The organism is Rhizobium sp. CAU 1783 (genome assembly GCF_054551725.1).
In genome coordinates, this window is sequence record NZ_JBTOLM010000005.1 from 109111 (window position 1) to 128917 (window position 19807).

The 19807-nt window shown below is 64.5% G+C and carries 13 protein-coding genes; 2 read left to right on the forward strand and 11 right to left on the reverse strand.

Annotated elements, in window-relative coordinates:
• Nucleotides 1-9: 9 nt before the first annotated feature.
• Entirely contained in the window at nt 10-1275 is a 1266-nt protein-coding gene (locus tag ACX93L_RS19340; RefSeq protein ID WP_459406346.1) for an ABC transporter substrate-binding protein, read from the forward strand.
• A 62-nt stretch (nt 1276-1337) separates the two neighbouring features.
• Here ACX93L_RS19340 and ACX93L_RS19345 read toward each other — a convergent pair whose 3' ends face one another.
• From ACX93L_RS19345 to ACX93L_RS19395, 11 genes are all read right to left on the reverse strand, one after another.
• A complete protein-coding gene (locus ACX93L_RS19345) occupies nt 1338-2333 on the reverse strand; it encodes a substrate-binding domain-containing protein (protein ID WP_459406347.1) in 996 nt (331 codons plus the stop codon).
• A 186-nt stretch (nt 2334-2519) separates the two neighbouring features.
• Nucleotides 2520-7991, reverse strand: coding sequence for a beta strand repeat-containing protein (locus tag ACX93L_RS19350; RefSeq protein ID WP_459406348.1), 5472 nt, complete (start codon nt 7989-7991; stop codon nt 2520-2522).
• 363 nt (nt 7992-8354) lie between these two features.
• Complete coding sequence (locus ACX93L_RS19355; protein WP_459406349.1) at nt 8355-9365, reverse strand: zinc-binding alcohol dehydrogenase family protein; 1011 nt, start codon at nt 9363-9365, stop codon at nt 8355-8357.
• On the reverse strand, nt 9362-10789 hold the full coding sequence (locus ACX93L_RS19360; RefSeq protein WP_459406350.1) for a mannitol dehydrogenase family protein: 1428 nt from the start codon (nt 10787-10789) through the stop codon (nt 9362-9364). The genes ACX93L_RS19355 and ACX93L_RS19360 overlap by 4 nt, the downstream gene beginning before the upstream one ends.
• Nucleotides 10790-10794: 5 nt before the next feature.
• Nucleotides 10795-11991, reverse strand: a complete 1197-nt coding sequence (uxuA, locus tag ACX93L_RS19365) for a mannonate dehydratase (protein WP_459406351.1) — start codon at nt 11989-11991, stop codon at nt 10795-10797.
• A gap of 66 nt (nt 11992-12057) precedes the next feature.
• The gene (locus tag ACX93L_RS19370; RefSeq protein WP_459406352.1) at nt 12058-12771 is read right to left on the reverse strand and encodes a FadR/GntR family transcriptional regulator; all 714 of its coding nucleotides are present in this window, start codon (nt 12769-12771) and stop codon (nt 12058-12060) included.
• Nucleotides 12772-13121: 350 nt separating this feature from the next.
• Nucleotides 13122-14258 (reverse strand): M24 family metallopeptidase, encoded by a 1137-nt coding sequence (locus ACX93L_RS19375; RefSeq protein WP_459406353.1) that lies wholly within the window; start codon nt 14256-14258, stop codon nt 13122-13124.
• A 44-nt stretch (nt 14259-14302) separates the two neighbouring features.
• On the reverse strand, nt 14303-15556 hold the full coding sequence (locus ACX93L_RS19380) for an NAD(P)/FAD-dependent oxidoreductase (RefSeq protein WP_459406354.1): 1254 nt from the start codon (nt 15554-15556) through the stop codon (nt 14303-14305).
• A gap of 50 nt (nt 15557-15606) precedes the next feature.
• Nucleotides 15607-16329, reverse strand: coding sequence for a GntR family transcriptional regulator (locus ACX93L_RS19385; RefSeq protein WP_459406355.1), 723 nt, complete (start codon nt 16327-16329; stop codon nt 15607-15609).
• 127 nt (nt 16330-16456) lie between these two features.
• Nucleotides 16457-17215, reverse strand: a complete 759-nt coding sequence (locus tag ACX93L_RS19390; RefSeq protein ID WP_459406356.1) for a response regulator — start codon at nt 17213-17215, stop codon at nt 16457-16459.
• Nucleotides 17212-18435: a GAF domain-containing sensor histidine kinase gene (locus tag ACX93L_RS19395; RefSeq protein ID WP_459406431.1), complete on the reverse strand. Its 1224-nt coding sequence runs from the start codon at nt 18433-18435 to the stop codon at nt 17212-17214. The genes ACX93L_RS19390 and ACX93L_RS19395 overlap by 4 nt, the downstream gene beginning before the upstream one ends.
• 280 nt (nt 18436-18715) lie before the next feature.
• On the opposite strand from ACX93L_RS19395, the gene ACX93L_RS19400 reads away from it, so the two are divergent.
• Entirely contained in the window at nt 18716-19729 is a 1014-nt protein-coding gene (locus ACX93L_RS19400; RefSeq protein ID WP_459406357.1) for a substrate-binding domain-containing protein, read from the forward strand.
• Nucleotides 19730-19807 lie beyond the last annotated feature (78 nt).

Consider the following 19807-nt stretch of genomic DNA (forward strand, 5'->3'; position numbering starts at 1 on the left):
AGACCTGCGATGACCTATCTCAAGAAGGCGCTGGCTGCGGCAGCTGTGACGCTCGCCGTCAGCATGCCTGCCCATGCCGAGACCACGCTCAACGTGCACTATCCGATGCCCGGCTTCTTCAAGGACGTGATGGACACGATCTCGAAGAAGTTCATGGAAGAAAACCCGGACATCAAGATCACCTTCGCCAATCCTTCGGCGACCTATGAAGAAGGCATCCAGACCATCATGCGCCAGGCCGGCACGGCCGAAATGCCGGATGTCACCTTCATCGGCCTCAACCGCCTGCGCATGGTCAACGAGCGCGACATTCCGGTCGATCTCGCTCCCTTCATGGCCAAGGACGGCAACATGGCCGAGCAGGGCTTTTCCGACAACATCCTGAAGCTCGCCCAGGTCAAGCGCAAGCAGGTCGGCCTCGCCTTCGCTACCTCCAACCCGATCATGTATTACAACGCCGATCTCGTCCGCAAAGTCGGCGGCAACCCGGATCAGCCGCCGAAGACCTGGGACGAAGTGATCGCGCTGTCGTCCAAGATCAAGGCACTCGGTGACGGTAATGAAGGCATCGACTTCCGCTGGCAGGGCGACGACTGGATGTTCTCCGCGCTGCTGTTCGGGGCCGGCGGCCAGATGCTGAAGGATGACGAAAGCGGCGTGGCGTTCAACGGTCCGGAAGGTCAGAAGGCCTTCGAACTGGTCGACCGCCTGGTCAAGGAAGGCGGACTTCCGGTGTTCACCAAGCAGGCCGGCGAACAGGCCTTCGTCGCCGGCAAGGTCGGCTTTGCCTTCATGACGACCGGTGCACTTCGCAACACCATCAAGAATGTCGGCAACAAGTTCGAGCTGCGCACCGGTCATATCCCCCTGATCGACCCGGCCAACGGCAAGCTTCCGACCGGTGGCAACGCGGCCGTCATGCTGACCCGTGATGCCGAAAAGCAGGAAGCCGCCTGGAAGTTCATCAAGTTCGCCGCCGGCCCCTTCGGTGCCTCGGTCGTCGTTCCCGGCACCGGTTACGTCCCGAACAACGAGCTTGCCGCAAAGTCGCCGGACTATCTCGGCAACTTCTACAAGGAAAACCCGCTGTTCCGCGCCGGCCTCGAACAGATGCCGCTGATGCAGCCCTGGTATGCTTTCCCCGGTTCGAACGGCGTGAAGGTCACGCAGACGATCGTCGAGAACCTGTCGCGCGTGGTCGAGCAGTCGGCCGAGCCGAAGGAAGCGCTCGACGATGCCGCTGCCGAAGTCGAGGCCCTGCTGCCGCGCAGCTGACACGAGAGACTTCGCTCTCCTGAAACGGATGCGCCGCTCACAAGGCGGCGCATTCTATTTTATCAGTTTGCCGTGGAAATCCGGCGGACCGTCCCGCCGGGGTTCAGCTTGTGCGCGAGCCGGAGGTGACGGGGAGCAGCGGAATTTTCGGCCATGTCGAGCAGAAGAGAGGCTGCCGTCGCTCCCATGCTGGCATCGGCCATTTCGATCGTCGTCAGCTGTGGATGCATCAGCCGGCCGATCGGGATGCCGTCGAAGCCTGTAACCGAAACGTGGTCCGGCACAGAGAGCCCCTCCCGGCGCAGGGCGCCTATCACGCCGAGGGCCAGAAGGTCATTCGAGGCGATGATCGCGGTCGGCCGCCGGCGCTGCATGGCAAGGCCGAGATCGAGGCCGTCATAGCCGGTGACGAAGGGAATCTGCAGCGCGTCGAGCACAGGCAATCCGGCAGCAAGCATGGCTTCGCAATAGCCGTCGTACCGCAGGCGTGCGCGGTCGGAAGCCTCGAAATGGCCAGAGACGAAGAGAATGTCGCGATGCCCCTGCTCGATCAGGTGTTCGGAAATCTCTCGGCCGGCGAGGCGGTTGTCCACGGTGACGGCCGCGCGAAAGCGGGCATTAGGCAGGTTGTTGAGCAGGACGGTCGGCGGCAGCTGGGCCGGCAGGGCGCGCTGGCTGCGAACCGGATCGCAAACCGTCAAGATCAACCCCGTCGGCTTTTCCGCCAGCAGGTATTCGACCGCGTCGATCTCGCGGGCCGGATCATAGTCGGATTGGGCGATCAGCACGCCATGGCCGGCAACCCGCATCCGGTTCTGAATGCCTGATAGGGAGGCGGCAAACACGGGATTGGTGATGCTCGGAATGAGGACGCCGACGACGGGCCGGCGGCGCGTGCCGGGATTTATGCGGTCGACGCGATGGTAGCCCAGATCCGACGCGGCCTTGCGCACCCGGCGGACCATGCCCTCGCTGGCCGGACCGCCGCGATTGAGGACGCGGCTGACGGTTGCCATCGAGCAACCGGCCCTGAGAGCAATTTCTTCCAGCGTCGGCATTGTCGCGATGTCCCTGATCGTGAAGCACGGGGCGAACCCGGGTGATCGCGATCAGGTAGCTGTCGGTCGTGACACTGGTTTGAAGGCCGAAACGCTGCGTTTGGGCAGGAGAAGCGGAACAACGACCCCGCAGGGGTGGGGCCGTTGCCGTGTTCGATGTCATTCCTGCCGTCGCCGCTACGCTTCTCAGACGGACTGGTAGGCTTCGACGATCGCGGCGATCTGCTCGGCGTTGAGGGCGGCCATCTGGTCGGTGGTGATCGCCTGCAACTGCTCGCTCGACAGGTTGTGGATATCCTCGGTGGATAGGCCGGCAAGTGCCGATGTGCTGATCGAGGCGATGTCGGCGGTCGAGAAGGTGGCAAAATCCTCGGTGCCGAAAGCCGCGATCTGGATGGAACTCAACCCGCTGACCTGGGATGCCGTCAGGGCCTCGACCTGTACGGTCGAGAGGGCCGCGACCTGCGCCGTCGTCAAGCCGGCGAGCGCCTTGGAACTCAGGGCGACCACCTGGGTTGTGGTCAGTGCCGCGATGTTGCCGGTGCCGAGCGCGGCCACCTGGACCGCATTGAGTGCGCCGATCTGCCCGGTGGTCAGCGCCGCGATCTGGGTGGAGGTCAGGCTGCGGATCTGGCTGAAGCTCAGGGCCGCCATCTGCGCGGTCGAGAGGGCTGCGACCTTTTCCGTGCTCAGGGCGGCAATGTTGGCCGTCGACAGACCTGCGATCGCCGATGCACTGATTGCATTGAGATCATCGGTCGAGAGCGTCGCGAGGTGGCCCGTCGACAAGGCGGCAACCTGGGTCGAGCCAAGGGCTCCGAGCTGCACCGAGGACAGCGTGTCGAACTGGGCCGTCGACAGCGCGCCGATCTGGCCGGATGTCAGGCCCGGCAGGGCCTTGGTGCTTAGCGCTGCGATCTGTTCCGACGAGAGCGCGGCGATCGTGCCGGTCGACAGACCGGAGATGCCGGCAGAGCTCAGTGCGCCGATCTGCGCCGTCGTCAGGCTGCCGACCTGCGTCGAGCTCAGGGCTTCGACCTGGGCGGCGGACAGTGCGGCGATCTGGCCGCTGGTCAACACCGCAACACGCTCGACAGTGAGTGCAGAGATGTTCGCGGCCGAAAGACCGGGGATCGCGGCCGAACTGATAGCGGCGATCTCACTGGTGGTGAAGGTCGAAAGATCGGCGACGGAGAGGGCCGCGATCTGGTCGGAACTGAGGGCGGCGATCTGAGCCGAGGAGAGCACCTCGATCTGCGTGCTCGAAAGCGCGGTGATCTGGGCGGCACTCAGGCCCGGGATCGCCTTCGAGCTCAGGGCTGCGACTTGTTCCGAGGAAAGAACGGCGACGCTTGCGGTCGTCAATCCGGCGACGGCGGTGGAGCTCAAGGCGCCGACCTGGGCCGTCGTCAGGCCGGAGACCTGTGTCGATGTCAGCGCGGCAGCCTGTCCGGAGGTCAGCGCCGCGATCTGTGCAGTGGTGAGCGCCGCGACCTGTTCCTGGTTGAGGGCGGCGATGTTGCCGGTCGACAATCCGGCAAGGGCCGCAGAGCCGATGGCCGCAATGTCGGAAGAGGAGAAGGTCTCAAGATCGTCGGCGCTGAGGGCCGCGATCTGCGCCGATGTCAGCGCGGCGATCTGGGTCGAGGACAGGGTGTCGATCTGATCGGTGCTGAGTGCCTCGATCTGCCCTGCCGTGAGGCCGGCGATCGCTTTGGCACTCAGGGCTGCGACCTGGTCAGTGGAGAGTGCGGCAATATTTGCGGTGGATACGGTCTTGATCTGGGTCGCGGTCAGCGCGGCGATCTGGGCCGTCGTCAGGGCGGCGACCTGTCCTGAACCGAGTGCGCCGACCTGGCTCGCGGTCAGGGCGGCGACCTGGGTCGTCGACAGTGCCGCGATCTGGTCGGTGTTCAGCGATGCGAGGGTTTCGGTCGACAGACCGGTAATCGCCGCGGAACCGACGGAGGCGATCTCCTCGGTCGTGAAGGTCGCGAGATCGGCGGTGCTCAGCGCGGAAATCTGCGCCGAGTTCATGGCGGCGATCTGCACCGAGGTCAGCGACTCGACCTGCGCGGTCGTCAGGGCCTCGATCTGCGCCGAGGTCAGACCGGCAATCGTCTTGGCGCTCAGCGCTGCGACCTGTTCCGTCGTCAGCGATGCGATGCTCGCCGTCGACAGACCGGAGATGCCGCCGGAGCTCAATGCGGCAATCTGGAGGGTGGAGAATGCCTCGAGCTGTTCGGAGCCGAATGCATCGACCTGGCTCGAAGACAGCGCAGCGAGCTGGGTGGTCTTGAGCGCGGAAACCTGGTCGGGGCTGAGGGCGGCAATCGTCTCGGTCGCGAGGGCGGCAATCGCCGTCGAGCTGATTGCTGCGATGTCGTCGGTCGAGAAGGTGGCGATATCCTCGGTCGACAGCGCGGCGATCTGGACCGAGGTCATGGCGCCGACAAGGGCCGAGGTCAGGGCGGCGGCCTGCCCGGTCGAAAGGGCTTCGATCTGGGCTGAACTCAACCCGGTGATCGCCTTGGTGCTGATGGAGGCGATCTGATCGGCGGAGAGCGCGGAGATCTTGGCCGTCGACAGGCCCGAAATGCCGGCCGAGCTCAAGGCGGCAATCTGCGAGGTGGAGAGGTTGCCGATCTGGGTGGAGCTCAAGGCTTCGACCTGACCCGACGACAGGGCGGCGAACTGGTTGGTCGTCATCGCAGAGATCTGCTCATTGGTGAGCGACGCGATGTTGCTCGTCGAAAGAGCGGAAATGGCGGCCGAGGAGAGGGCCGCGATTTCGTCTGCCGAGAAGGTCGCGAGGTCCTCTGCCGTCAGTGCGGCGGACTGAACGGATCCGAGAGCCGCGATCTGAGCGGACGACAGGACGTCGACCTGCTCCGGCGACATAGCCTCGACCTGGGCGGCGGTCAGGCCGGCTACCGCTGTCGTGCTGAGTGCCGCGACCTTGTCGGTCGAAAGGGCGGCGATGCTGCTGGTGGACAGAGCCTTGATCTGCGTTGAAGTCAGGGCGCTGAACTGAGTGGCCGTCAGGGCCGCGATCTGGCTGGAGGTGAGTGCAGCGATCTGACCGGTCTTCAGTGCCGCGATCTGGCTGGTCTTCAGTGCCGCCGTGTGGTTCGAGCTCAAAGCCGCGAGGTTGGCGGACGAGAGGCCACCAATCCCGAGCGTGCTGATCGAGGCGATCTCGGTGGTCGAAAACGCTGCAAGATCCGCGGTGCTCAGGGCTGCGATTTGCGCCGATGTCAGGGAGGCGATCTGGGCGGAGGTCAGAGCTTCAACCTGGATGACGGAGAGGGCGTCGATCTGTGCGCTGGTGAAGCCGGTAACACCCTTGGTGCTGAGGGCTGCCACCTGTGCGGTCGAAAGAGCCGCGATATTGTCGTCCGTCAGTGCTGCGACCTGCGCCTGGGTGAGTGACGCAATCTGGGAGGTGCTCAGGTTGGAAATCTGCGACGGTGTCAGCGCGGCGACCTGAGCCGTGGTCAGAGCCGCGATCTGGGTCGTCTTCAGGGCCGCGATCTGGTCGGGGCTCAGAGCGGCAATGTTCAAGGTGGTCAGTCCGACCACGGACTTGGCCGCGATCGCGGCAATGTCGGCCGTCGAGAAAGTCGCGATATCCTGGTCAGTCAGGGCGGCGATCTGTGCCGAGCTCATTGCTCCGACCAGAACGGAGGTCAGTGCTTCCGATTGACTGGTGGAAAAGGCGTCGATCTGGGCGGATGTCAGGCCGGGAACGGCCCTCGAGCTCAGGGCGGCAATCTGGCCTGTCGAGAGGGCGGGGATGCTATCCGAGGAAATCGCCCGGATCTGGGCGGAGTTCAGGGCGGCGACCTGCAGCGTGGTCAGGGCTGCGAGCTGGTCGGTTGTCAGCGCCGCGATCTGGGTGGTTTTCAGGACTGCGACCTGCGCTGTCTTGAGGGCCGCGGCTTGTTCGGTGGTCAGTCCGGCGATGTTTGCGGTCGAAAGCCCGCCGATTGCCGAGGCACTGATCGCTGCAATCTCGGCGGTCGAGAAGGTCGCGATGTCCTCGGCGGACAAGGCGGCGACCTGGGTCGAGGTCAGGGCGGCGATCTGGGCCGAGGTCAGAACGTCAATCTGAGCGCTTGTCAGGGCGCCGATCTGGGTCGAGGTGAGACCGGGGATCGCCTTGGTGCCGAGCGCGGCGATCTGGTCGGTCGTCAGCGCGGGGATGCTGGTGCTCGACAGAGCCTTGATCTGCAGCGAGGTCAGCGCACCGATCTGGGTCGATGACAGAAGAACGATCTGGGTCGATGTGAGGGCGGCGATCTGGGTGGTGGTCAGCGCCGCGACCTGGGTCGTCTTCAGCGCGCCGATCTGCTCGGAGCTGAGGCCGGCAATATTGCTCGTCGTCAGACCCATCACGGCGGACGAGCTGATCGCGGCGATATCAGCGCTGGAGAAGGTCGCGAGATCTTCCGAGGTCAGCGCCGCAATCTGGATCGAGCTCAGAGCGGCAATCTGTGCGGTCGACAGGACATCGATCTGGTCGGACGTCAGGGCCCTGATCTGCGCTGAGGTCAGGCCGGAGACCGCCTTGGTGCTGAGAGCGGCGATCTGGGTGGAGGACAAGGCCGGAATGCTGGCGCTGGACAGGGCCTTGACCTGGAGCGAAGTCAAGGCTCCCAGTTGTGCCGTTGTCAGTGCGGCAATCTGATCGGACGTCAGCACCGCGACCTGGCTGGTCTTCAGCGCGGCAATCTGATTGGTCTTCAGCGCGGCCAGTTGACCGGTGCCCAGCACGGCAATGGTTTCGCTCGACAGGCCGGTAATTGCCGCCGAGCTGATCGCCGCGATTTCGGCGGTCGAGAAGGTCGCGACATCTTCGGTGGTCAGGGCTGCGATCTGGGTGGACGTCAGCGCCGCGATCTGAAGGGAGGACAGAATGTCAACCTGGTCGGATGACAGAGCATCGATCTGAGTAGCGGTCAGGCCCGGGACGGCCTTCGTGCTCAGAGCTGCCATCTGCGCCGTCGAGAGGGCGGCAATGTTATCGGTCGACAAGGCCCTGACCTGCGCCGAGGTCAAAGCGGCGAACTGAAGGGTCGAGAGGGCGGTGACCTGATCCGATGTCAGGGCGGCGATCTGGGCCGTGGTCAGGGCTGCGATCTGGGTGGTCTTCAACGCCGCAATCTGGTCAGAGCTCAGCGTCGCGATGTTAGTCGTGGAGAGGCCGGGCAGGGCCTTGGCCGTGATCGCCGCGATGTCGGCCGTCGAGAAGGTGGCGATTTCATCGGTCGTCAGCGTCGCCAATTGGGCCGAGGTGAGGGCTGCCACCTGGCTGGAGGTCAGGGCTTCGACTTGAGACGAGTCGAAGGCGTTCACCTGCTTGGTGCTCAGAGCCGCGACCTGGGCCGTGTTCAGGTTTTCGATCTTGTCGGTGGTGAGTATGGCGAGCTGGTCGAGGGTGAGGCCGACGATGACCGATGCGGAGATCGCGCTGACCTGGGTCGTCGAGAATACGGCGAGGTCTTCGGTCTCGAGTGCGGCGATCTGGGCCGATGAAAGGGCCTTGATCTGGGTGGTCGACAGGGCGGCCGCATCTTCCGTCGTCCACGCCGCGACCTGAGAGGTCGAGAGGCTCCTGATTTGGCTCACGCTAAGCGTAGGAATGGTCGTGGTCATAAGAGAAGCCCTTTGATGTTATCCATTGCTCAAATCATTTCGCCCTGCTGACGATGGCCGGAAGACATGCCCCGCGCCGTTGCCGCAAGCCTCTATGCGCGCGGAAAAGTTACCGAAATCGGCCTGTCTTCGCGAATCGCAGACGCAGGACGGCATTCCGGCATTCCCATGCACGGGACAATTTATGAGGGCATAAGCTTGCCTGAACCTGATACCCGGCCCCGAACGGCAGTTGCAGAGGAGGAATTGCACGGCCTCCCCCGCCTTGCGGAGGGTGATCTTTTGCACAAGCGGTCGGCAGTATGGCGGCTCGATCAGGTCATGGCGCCCGAACATTCCGTCGGCGGGCAGCGGCTGGCCGGATCAAACCTCCAGGATGGCCTTGATGACGCCGGCCTCGGGGCGCGACCATTCGGAGAAAAGGCCTACCGCGTCTTCCAGTCTGCCGCGGTGGGTGTTGAGCGCGCGGGTCGGCACCCGGCCCGCCTCGATCTGGCGCACCACCTCGGCGAAGTCGTCGGGCTGGGCGTTGCGGCTGGCAAGAAGCGTCACCTCCCGCTTGTGGAATTCCGGATCGGAAAAGGCGATGTCCTGGCGCACCACCGAAAGCAGCACGTAGCGGGCGCCGTGGTTCAGAAAGTTGAAGCCGCGCTGCATGGGCACCGCGTTGCCGGTGGCGTCGACGACCACGTCGAACCATTCGCCGCCGGTCTGTCGTTCGGCATTCGCTTCCGCCCGGTCGTTGGCGATCAGGACCGCATCGGCGTCCAGCCGGTCCACGGCAAAGGCAAGGCGGTCTTCGCGGGTGTCCATGACCGTCACATGGGCGCCCCGGGCCTTGGCAAAGATGATCGCAGACATGCCGATCGGGCCCGACCCGGTCACCAACACGCGATCCTGCGCACTGATGTTGCCGCGTTTCACGCCATGGGCACCGATCGCGAGGAACTCGATCATGGCCGCGTCTTCGAGCGCAATGCCGCCGGTCGGCACGACATTCCGTTCCGGTACCGAGACATAGTCTGCCATGCCGCCATCGCAATGGACGCCGAGCACGCGAATGTTGCAGCAGGCATTGGTCAGGCCCTTGCGGCAGGCCTGGCAGCCGCCGCAGGACAGGTAGGGCACGATGTAGACAGGGTCGCCCTTGCGGAGCGCGCTCTCGGACGGAGCCTCCTCGACCGTACCGGACAGTTCGTGTCCCATGACGCGCGGATATTCGAGGAAGGGATGCTTGCCGGCGAAGATATGGAAATCCGTGCCGCAGATGCCGACATGGCGGATGCGGACCAGCACCTCGCCGCCAGCACGGACTGGATCAGGGCGGGAGACGAGCGAGAGGCGGCCGGGTTCGTCGCAAACGAGCGCTTTCATTGGGTATTCCTGTCTGTCTTGGCAGCGATGACTTGGAGATCGGCATTGACGTGGTCGCGCCACGCGCGCGCCGAGACCAGTTCCGGCGGGAAGAGGCCGGAAATGGTGAAGAACGGGGCGGAGGGGTCCGACGGATCGACGGTCCGGGCAGCTTCGAGGATTTCGTCGCGGCGCGGGTCGTCGCAATCCATGCGCCTGCGAACGACGGCGATCCACACGGCGACGACATGAGCGAATTCTGTGGCTCCGCCGCCGGCCGCGAGTGCTTCGACTGCGGCCGCGAAGATGCGCTGCGGAAGCTTCTGGCTGCAATCCATGGCGATCTGGATATTGCGGTGGGCGATCGCCCTGTTGGCAAAGCGCTCGATCAACTGGCGCTGGTATTCAGCAAGGTCGATGCCGGGAACGGGGTCCAGTGTCGGCGCGACCGCCTTCATGTGGCGGTGGACCTCCTCGACCAGTTCCGGGACGGCCATGACGTCGCGTACGAACTCCAGGCCGTGGAGCAGGCCTAGATGGGCGATCAGCGTGTGCGAGCCGTTGAGAAGTCTGAGCTTCATCTTCTCATAGGGTTCGACATGGCTTGCGAAGATCGCGCCACCGGCTTCCCAGGCGGGACGGCCGGAGACGAAGCGATCCTCGATGACCCATTGCAGGAAGGGTTCCGTCTCGAGGGCAAGCCTGTCTTCGACGCCGAGCAGCTCGGCCGCGCGTGCCCTGGTGTCAGCGGTCGCGGCGGGCACGATGCGATCCACCATGCTGCAGGGGAAGGCGCCGTGGCCGGCAATCCAGCGGGCAAGGTCCGGGTCGCGGCGCTCGGCCATTTCGAGCACGAGACGGCGGACGATCGTGCCGTTGGAGGGAAGATTGTCGCAGCAGAGCACGGTGTAGGGCGCAACGCCGCTGCTGCGGCGCAGTGCCAGCCCCTCGACCAGAAATCCGAGTGCGCCGACGGGTGCGTGCGGGTTGGCGAGGTCCGCCGCTACGGCGGGATGATCGATATCGAGGCTACCGGTCGCAGGGTGGAGGCCATAGGCCTTTTCCGAAACGGTCAGGGTCACCACGCGAATGTCGGGGTGGGCCAGATAGTCGAGAACCTTCTGCCTGTCTTTTGCGGCGCAGACCCAATCCACCGTCGCCCCGATGATCTCGGCGGTGTCCTCGTCCGATCCGCGCACGACGATCGAATAGAGGCCGTCCTGCTCGTCCAGGGCATCCACCGGTTCCGGAGAGCGCAGGTTGACAGCCACGATGCCCCAGGGGCCGAAGGTCGAGGCGAGGGCGCGCTGCGTGTAGACGGCCTGATGCGCCCTGTGGAACGCGCCAAGACCGAAGTGGACGATACCGGGGCGCAGTGTCGAGCGGTCATAGGTCGGGCGACGGACGCCGGCGGGCAGAGTGGTGATGCTTGAAAGGCGTTCCATGGGCGTCAGGCCAGTCCATATCGGGAGTGAAGCAGGGTGCGTTCGATGCCGCGCAGTTCGGCAAGCCCCTTGAGGCGACCGATCGCCGGATAGCCGGGCTGGGCGCCGCGCGTCAGGTCGTCGAGGATTTCCTGGCCGTGGTCGGGGCGCATGGCGATGCGATGATCCTCGCGGCCCTCGTCACGGCGGCGCCTTTCCTCGGTCAGCAGCGCGGCGAGCACCGCGACCATGTCGGTGCCGCCGTCCAGATGTTCGTCCTCGAAGAACGAGCAGGGCACGGTGTCTGTGTCGCGGGTGACATTGCGCAGGTGCACGAAATGGATGCGGTCGGCGAAGCGGCTGGCGATGAAGGGCAGGTCGTTGTCGGCACGCGCGCCGAGCGATCCGGTGCAAAGCGTCACACCATTGGCGCGGCTGTCGACCTGAGACAGCATGTGGGCGTAGTCGGCTTCAGTCGAAAGAATGCGCGGCAGGCCGAGCAGCGGCCAGGGCGGATCGTCGCCATGGGCGCAGATATTGATGCCGACCTGTTCGGCGACCGGGGTCACTTCGGAGAGGAAATCGACGAGGTTCTGCTGCAGCCGGGCGCGATCGATGCCCTGGTAGGAGCGCAGCTTTTCGAGCAACTGGTCGAGCGTGTAGCCGTCGGCCGAGCCCGGCAGGCCGGCGCCGATGTTGCGGCCAAGCGCGGCGATCTTGTCGTCGGCCATGGCGGAGAAGCGTCTGGCCGCATCCTCGACCAGCCAGTCGGGATAGTCGCCGGCGGCGCCAGGGCGCTTGAGGATATGGATGTCGAAGGCGGCGAAATCAGTAAGATCGAAGCGCATGGCCCGGGCGCCATGACGGGTTTCCCAGCGCAGGTCGGTGCGGGTCCAGTCGAGCACCGGCATGAAATTGTAGCAGACGGTGCGGATGCCGCAGGTGGACAGGCGGCGCAGTGTCTCCTGCCAGTTGGCGACATGGCCGCGCCATTCGCCGGTCTGGGTCTTGATGTCTTCCGAGACGGGCACGCTCTCGACCACGTCCCAGTAAAGGCCGCCGGCCTTGATTTCGTCCTGACGCTGGCGAATGCCGTCGATGGTCCAGGCGGTACCGGTCGGCACATGATGCAGGGCGCTGACAATGCCTTCGGCCCCCGCCTGCGCGGCATCGCGCACCGTCACCTTGTCGACCGGGCCAAACCAGCGCCATGTGTGTTTCATCGTGTCGTCCTCCCGGTCCGGCCGGTGTGCTCGAAGGTGGTCGCAATCCGCGTTCTCACGGGCGGATCAGTTTTCGCTTCCCGGCTCCTCCCCGAAGCTTTCCGAAAATCTCTTCTGGGCCAGCGTCAGATGTCGACGCATGGCCTCGCGTGCCGCCGCCGGATCCCCGGCCGCAATGGCGTTGCGGATTTCCCTGTGTTCCTCGACCGCCCGCTTCCAGGTGTGCGGGCCTTCGAAATAGCTTGCGAGCTTCTCGAAGTAGGGCGACGTCCGCTTGTCGCTCAGAAGCCCCGCGAAGTGGCGAAGCGGGGCATTGCCGATCATGTCGACGATGGCGACATGGAAACTGAGATCGGCCGCGACGGCGCGTTCCGACTCGTCGAGCGATTGCTCCATGCGATGGAGCATCTCGTCGAGCCGGGCGATGCCTTCCGGCGTGGACCGGCGCGCGGCCTCTTCGGCAATGGCACTCTCGACGATGCAGCGGGCCTCGAGGATTTCGAAGGGGCCGTCGCCGTCGACAACGGGCAGGATGACGGGCGCCGCCGTCGGTCTCCGGGCGATGTAGACGCCCGATCCCATGCGGATCTGGATGTGGCCCTCCACCTCCAGCACGATCAGAGCCTCTCGCACGGTCGGGCGGGACACGCCAAACCGGTCTGCAAGGTCGCGCTCCGCGGGGAGACGGTCGCCGACCCGTAGTTCGCCCGCTTCGATCAGGGCTCGTATCTGGTCCGCGACCTGCCGGTAAAGGCGGCGCGGTTCCAAGGCCACAAACATCGTCGTCCTCCCTGGACGCATGTCCTCTCATGCGTTTTGGTAAAGTGGTCTTACCAATTTATGCTGATACGCCGCCTCTTGTCCTTGAGTCAACCGACAACTGGTTTTCTTGCGGAGAACAGGCCCAGACCCTTCCGGTCCGTAGTCGTCTGCAGGGCCATAAACGGGGTTTGGATCACGAAGTCGCGTTAAATGACGGAGGTTGGCCGCCAGTTGGGGCGGGACAGGAAACGCGAGTTTCCTCCCTTGTTACTCCCTCTTCGGTCATTGCCGGCGGGCGGGCTTTCCGGATCAAATGCCGAAAGGAATTGGCCATGGCAGGGAAAAGCGCGCTGCCATGGCAGACAATGTCAGGCGAAGGGTTCCGTCGGGCCCTTTGCCGGCGTCGTGAACCATTGCGGGCCCAAGGCCGTCATGTGGATGTGGTCCTCGAGACGGATGCCGAACTGGCCGGGTACGACGATCATCGGTTCGTTGGAGAAGCACATGCCTTCCTCAAGTCGAACCTCATTGCCGCGCACGATGTAGGGCTCTTCGTGGATTTCCAGGCCGAGGCCATGGCCGGCGCGGTGCGGAAGGCCGGGCAGCCGATAGTCTGGCCCGAGGCCATGGCGGGCGAGGGCGGCGCGTGCGGCGGCATCGAGGTTTTTGCAGGGGGCACCGATGTGTGCGGCGTCGAACACCGCCTGCTGGGCCTCCCGCTCGATCGCCCAGATCCGGGCAAAATCGGCGGAAGGCTCGTCCAGCATGTAGGTGCGGGTGAGGTCGGAGTGATAGCCGTCGATGCGGCAGCCGGTGTCGACGAGCACGACGTCACCTGGCGCATAGACCTGATCGCCGTCCGCGCCATGCGGCAGGGACGTAGCCTCGCCGAAGGAGACGATGCAGAAGGTGGAGCCGCCTTCGGCGCCCAATGCCCGGTGCTGCTCGTCGATGTAGCGAACGACCTCCGAGGCGTGGATGCCCGGCTTCAGGATGGCATGGGCGCGCCGGTGAACCTCGAGCGTGAGGTTCATCGCATACTGGATGATGTCGATTTCCGTCTGCGACTTGCGCACGCGGTGGCTGCGGACGAGCGGGCCGCCGTCGAGCAGGCGCTCGGCGCCAAGCTGGCGCGCCAGCGCATGATAGACGAAGAGCGGCAGGGAATCGTCCAGCGCGAGCTTGGCGCCATCCGGAACAAGCGAGGCAACGAGCGAAGCGCTGTTTTCCTCTTCCTGCCAGACATGGATTTCGCCGGGCAAATGGGGAAGGCTTTGGACGCGGCTGAGTTCGAAGCCCGGCACGATGTAGTGGAGTGCCGTCGGCGTCACGACAGCGCCCAGCAGGCGTTCGCTCTGATGCCAGACAAGGCCGGTAAAGTAGCGCAGGCTCTCGGTCGAGCCGAGCAGAACGCCGCCGAGGTTCTGTTCCTCGATGGCTTTGCGCAGCCGCGAAAGCCTTGCCGATCTTTCCTGATCAGAGATCTTCGGGTGGGGGAGGCTCATTGGATGCACCTTTCAATGGGGTCCGGGTCGGGTCTCGGCTGCGTTCAGTTGAACCGGCCGGGCCGGAAGGCGGTGATGTCGATGCTGGTCGGCCTGTCGGCTGCGAGTTCGGCCACCAGCCTGCCGGTGCCGGCGGACTGGGTGAGGCCGAGGTGGCCGTGGCCGAAGGCGTAGATGACCGACCGGCTGCCGCTGGCGCGTCCGATCACCGGCAGGCAATCGGGCATGGAAGGCCTAAAGCCCATCCATTCGCGGCCGCCGGTCGTCTCGAGTTCGGGCAGAAAGCGCTTGGCCTTGGCGAGCAGGGCCTTGGAGCGCTGGTAGTTCGGCGGAAGGTCCAGGCCGCCGAGTTCGACAGCGCCACCGACGCGGATGCCTTCGGCGAGCGGGGTGACGACGAAGGCGTGGTCGTTGAAGTAGAGCTGTCGCTGGAGGCGGAAGGCCTGGGGCGGTAGTGTCGTGTTGTAGCCGCGTTCGGTTTCGAGCGGCACCCGGTCGCCAAGGCCGGCGGCCAGTTTCCGCGACCATGCCCCACAGGCGACAACAACCGTGTTGGCGGAGATCGCCGTGCCATCCTTAAGCGTCACAAGGTTTCCGGTTCCTGCCGGGGCTACGGTCGTCACCTCGCCCTTGCGGAAGGTTGCGCCGCGCGACATGACAAGATCGACGAGGGCTTTCGTCAGGCCTTTCGGGTCGTTCACCTGAATGCCGTCGGAGGCATAGATAGCATGGCGAAACTGCGGGGCGAGCCCCGGCTGGAGCGCGTCGATCTCGGCACGACCGACGCGGTTGAACTCGAAGCCGGCCTTCTCCTTCGTGCGCCAGTCGGCGGCTGCGGCATCGAAGCTTGCCTCGCTGTCGTAGAGGTCGAGGGTGCCGGTGTTGTCGAAGAAGGAGGCCAGTGCGGCAGTCTCCCTGACGCCGTGCATCGCCATCGAGGCGAGGTGCATCATCGTCGTTTGAGCGGCGATCCCGTGTTCGAAGGCGCTGCGCGAGCTGGCGCGCCAGAAGTGCCAGAGCCAGGGGGCGATCTTCAAGGCATAGGCCGGCGGAATGCTCAGCGGACCGAGCGGGTCAATCAACCATTTCGGAGCCTTGAACATCACGCCGGGCGACGGAATCGGAATGATCTCGGGAAAGGCGAGAATGCCGGCATTGCCGGCGCTGGCACCGGCCGCGGCCTCTTCCCGCTCGATCATGGTGACTTTGCGCCCGTCGTTCTGGAGGTGGAAGGCGGCCATGGCCCCCACGATTCCGGCTCCGATGACGATGACGTCGGCATTTGTCTCAGCGACCATGAAATCTTCCCGTCGTTTTCCGTGTTGATGTGGTCTGTGTCTCGCCGCGATCAGAGCTTGTCGATCGTGAGCGCATTGTTCATGTCGCGGGCCACGTATTCCTGGATCTGCCGGACAATTTGTGCGGCGTGGTCGATAGCGAGGCGGTCGGCACCCTCGATGTCGCCGGCTTCGATCGCGGCGATCATGTCCTCGTGCTCGCGCACGTATTGCAGCGGCAGGCGATCATCGAAGGTGGAATAGTAAAGGCGCAGGATGCGCCGCCCCTCGTCGAGCAGGCGCGCGAAGAAGGTGGTGTAGTAGGCGTTGCCGCCGAGTTCGGCGATCGCGACGTGGAATTCGCGGTTGGCCTCGATCATCGCATAGGCGTCCTGCGCCCGGACCGCGGCCTCGAACTCTGTCTGGCGCTGGCGAATGACGGCCATCGCCGCAGGGTTCCGCTTGCCGGCGGCGGCACGCGTGGTGACGCGATACATCAAGGTAAGCGCGTCGAAATAGGTGGGCAGGCTGGCGAAGTCGATGGTCGCAACGATCGTGTTCCTGTTCGGCAGCGTCGTCACCAGTCCGTCGGAGGAAAGGCGCAGCAGCGCCTCGCGCACGGGGGTGCGGGACATGCCGAAGCGCTCGGAGAGCCGAACCTCATCGAGTGGGCTTCCCGGCGGCAGGCTCATTGCGAGAATTTCCTGTCGCAGTGTATTGTAGACCGTCTGCGTTCCTGAACCACGGGACCGCGGGGTGTCGACGTTACCGTCGTCTGTCGTCGTGCCTGTCATGATATCGCCTGCAGCCGGTTAGGGATGACTGGATGCCTATCTGCATGCATATTGTCGACAGCAAGATCGTGCAATCTCTTTTTGCCGACAAGATGTCGTTGCCCGGCCCAACTGCCTCAGTAAAGGGTCAGGCAGATGCCGAGCGGCGGGCCACAGTGCTTGCCGGCTTGCGATCGAGCCACTGTTCCAGCTCGGCTTCCGCCCTTTCAAGTGCATTGTGGTTGAGAAGCTTGCGGAGCAGGGCGACGGTCACGGCCCGGGCACGCAGGTTGAACCGGCCTTCTTCCTGTTCCTCGCCGATCGGCTGGTAGACGCCGAGCTTTTCGTAGAGCTGCTGGAGGCGGTTCTGCACGCTGCGCAGGGAAAGATTACGCCGCCGCGCGATCGCCCGGTCGGTAAGCCCAAGAGCAATGTCGATCAGGATCTCGTATTCGGAATCGGTGAAGCCACGGGCGTGTCCCTGACTTTTCTGCTGCAGTCCCCGTACCTCGCGGTCGATGACGCACTGCCCCTCGATGAAGATCGAGCGCAGGGCCAGCCTCAGCCGCTCATCGGAGGCCGACTTCAGCACGTAACCGTAAGCCGCGCCTTCCGGAACGATGCGGGAAATGCCGCGGACATTCGCTTCGTCGGCATAGTTCGACCAGAACAGGATGCTGGTGTCCGGCCGTTCCTTCCAGATGGTACGGGCCGCCTCGATCCCGTTGCGCGGGCTCATCTGCAGGTCCATGACGATGAACTCAGAGCGGTGTTCACGCGCGAGTCTTTCGCCGACGAGCCCGTTCTCCGCCTCGAAGACCATGTCGCATTCCGGCAGGGCGGAACGGACGGCTTCATTGAGATAAGCCCTGTGCAGCGCGTCATCCTCGACGATCAGAACTTTCATTCCCCAGTCTCCTCGTCCGGCAGGGGCAGGCTGACCCGAACAAAGGTCTCGTCCTGCTCGCGGCCAAAATTGAACCCGGCTGAGATCAGCCGCGCCCGGGTCCGCATGTTCTCAAGCCCGCTGCCAGGCCGCCTCGCGACCTTGCCGATGCCGATCCCGTTGTCCCGGACCTCCAGCAGCAGCTGACCCGCGACACAGGACAGCCCGACCGCGATGCGATCGCCCTGGGCATGGCGGATGGCGTTGTTGATCGCTTCCTGCGCGATGCGGAACAGCGCAACGCGAACCGAATGGCCGAGGCGTTCGGTCGCGCCTTCGGTGCGGTCGGTCAACGTGTGTTCGATTGTCAGGCCGCTGTCGCGAACGGAGCGGTCGAGGTGGTTCTCGATCGCATCCGCCAGCCCGAACAGTTGCAGGACCGAGGGGCGCGCTTCCTCGATGATCTGCCGCAGATCCTGCATGGAATGCTGCAGGCTGCGGAACAGGGGCTCGAGCGTTTCTCCACTGATGGTCGGCATCAGGCTCAGGCGTTCGAGACGCTTGGCGAAGCGGGTGAGGTCGGCGAGCGTCTGGTCGTGCAGATCCATGCCGATCCGCTGGCGCTCGGCTTCCAGCGCTTCGGTCAGGCGAAGGGCGCCGAGCCGCAGCCCCTCTTCCCGGGCGCGAGCCTCAGCTTCGACGATCGCCGAGCGCTTGGCCTGTTCGGCCGCCCTGAGGGCGAAGAAATAGGGTGCCAGAAGGTCGGCGATCGCCCGGGCGCGGGCGACGTCGGCGGGCGTGTAGAAGTCGGGCTTACGGCTGGAGCAGGACAGTGCGCCGATCGTCTCGCCCTGCACCTTGAGCGCCACATGCAGGCGGCTGCGCAGCCCGTGCTCGAAGATCGGCCTGGAGAAGGCACCGGAGAAGTTGAAGGCCGGATCGACGCCTGCATCGGCGGTCAGCATGCATTCCATTTCACCCTTCAGCAGGTTGCGGATCGGGCTGTTGGAGACGAGGGCCGGGGGCATCTTGCCCCAGTCGGTCTCGAAGCCGCTCTCATAGGCGGTGTGATAGGTGTTGTCGGGCGAGATGATGCAAACGTCCATATGGTCGTTCGGGATGATCAGGTTGATTTCCTTAGCGACCGCGCGTATGGCGGAGTGGAAATCAAGCTGTCCGGCCAGCAGGCGCGAAATCGCCAGGTACTGGCCCAGCAGTGATGCCGAGGCGCCTTCGAGCATGATGACCTCCCGGCTGCGCATGCTCCCTCCAGAGCCCGCGAAGCCTCCTCCATTTTCTTGCCATTAGCGCAAAAACCGCATCCGGCGTCCTGCGGAATTCCGCAAATATCCTGCGGGATCCCGCAGGCTCCCTGCTTCAATTCGTCTATACAGCTTTTTCGCTTTCATCCATCCTGAATTCACTGAGGCCGAAATCCTCAGGGGAGCAACATTTCCGGAGCGGCCGTTGAGGAGCGGTCCCGGAGATCCGCCGGACCATACCGGCTCTAGGGAGAGAGAGATGACCTTCAGGACCGTATTCCTGGCGTCGGCTGCGCTTGTCTGCGCCGCCATGCCGATGACTGCCCATGCCGATACTTCGGGCAAGAAGATTGCGCTGTCGAACAACTATGCCGGCAACTCCTGGCGCCAGGCCATGCTGACCAGCTGGGACAAGGTGACCAAGGAAGCCGTGAAGAGCGGCATCGTCGCCGCCGCCGACCCGTTCACGACCGCGGAAAACCAGGCGACCGAACAGGCCGCGCAGATCCAGAACATGATCCTCGAAGGCTATGACGCCATCGTCGTCAACGCCGCTTCTCCGACCGCGCTCAACGGCGCCGTCAAGGAAGCGTGCGACGCCGGTATCGTCGTGGTTTCCTTCGACGGCATCGTCAGCGAGCCATGCGCCTGGCGCATTGCCGTCGACTTCAAGGAAATGGGCCGCAGCCAGGTCGAATACCTGTCCAAGAAGATGCCGAACGGCGGCAACCTGCTCGAAATCCGCGGCCTTGCCGGGGTCTTCGTCGATGACGAGATCTCTGCCGGCATCCACGAGGGCGTGAAGCAGTATCCGCAGTTCAAGATCGCAGGATCGGTGCATGGTGACTGGGCACAGGACGTCGCCCAGCGCGCGGTCGCCGGCATCCTGCCCAGCCTGCCGGAAATCGCAGCCGTCGTGACCCAGGGCGGTGACGGCTATGGTGCCGCCCAGGCCTTCGAAGCCGCCAAGCGCCCGACGCCGACCATCGTGATGGGCAATCGCGAGGACGAGTTGCAGTGGTGGAAGAAGCAGAAGGATGCGAGCGGCTATGAGACCATGTCCGTCTCCATCGCTCCGGGCGTCTCGACGCTCGCCTTCTGGGTCGCCCAGCAGATCCTCGACGGCAAGGACGTCAAGAAGGACCTCGTGGTGCCGTTCCTGCGCATCGACCAGGACACGCTCGAAAAGAACCTCGAAACCACCGAGAAGGGCGGCGTCGCGAACGTCGAATACTCGCTCGAGGACGCCCAGGCGGTAATCGCCGGCAAGTGAGCCTTTTCATCACGGTGATCTTCACGCCGTGATCTCCCGCCACCCGGCGCCGTCTCGACGGCGCCGGGTGGTCAATTC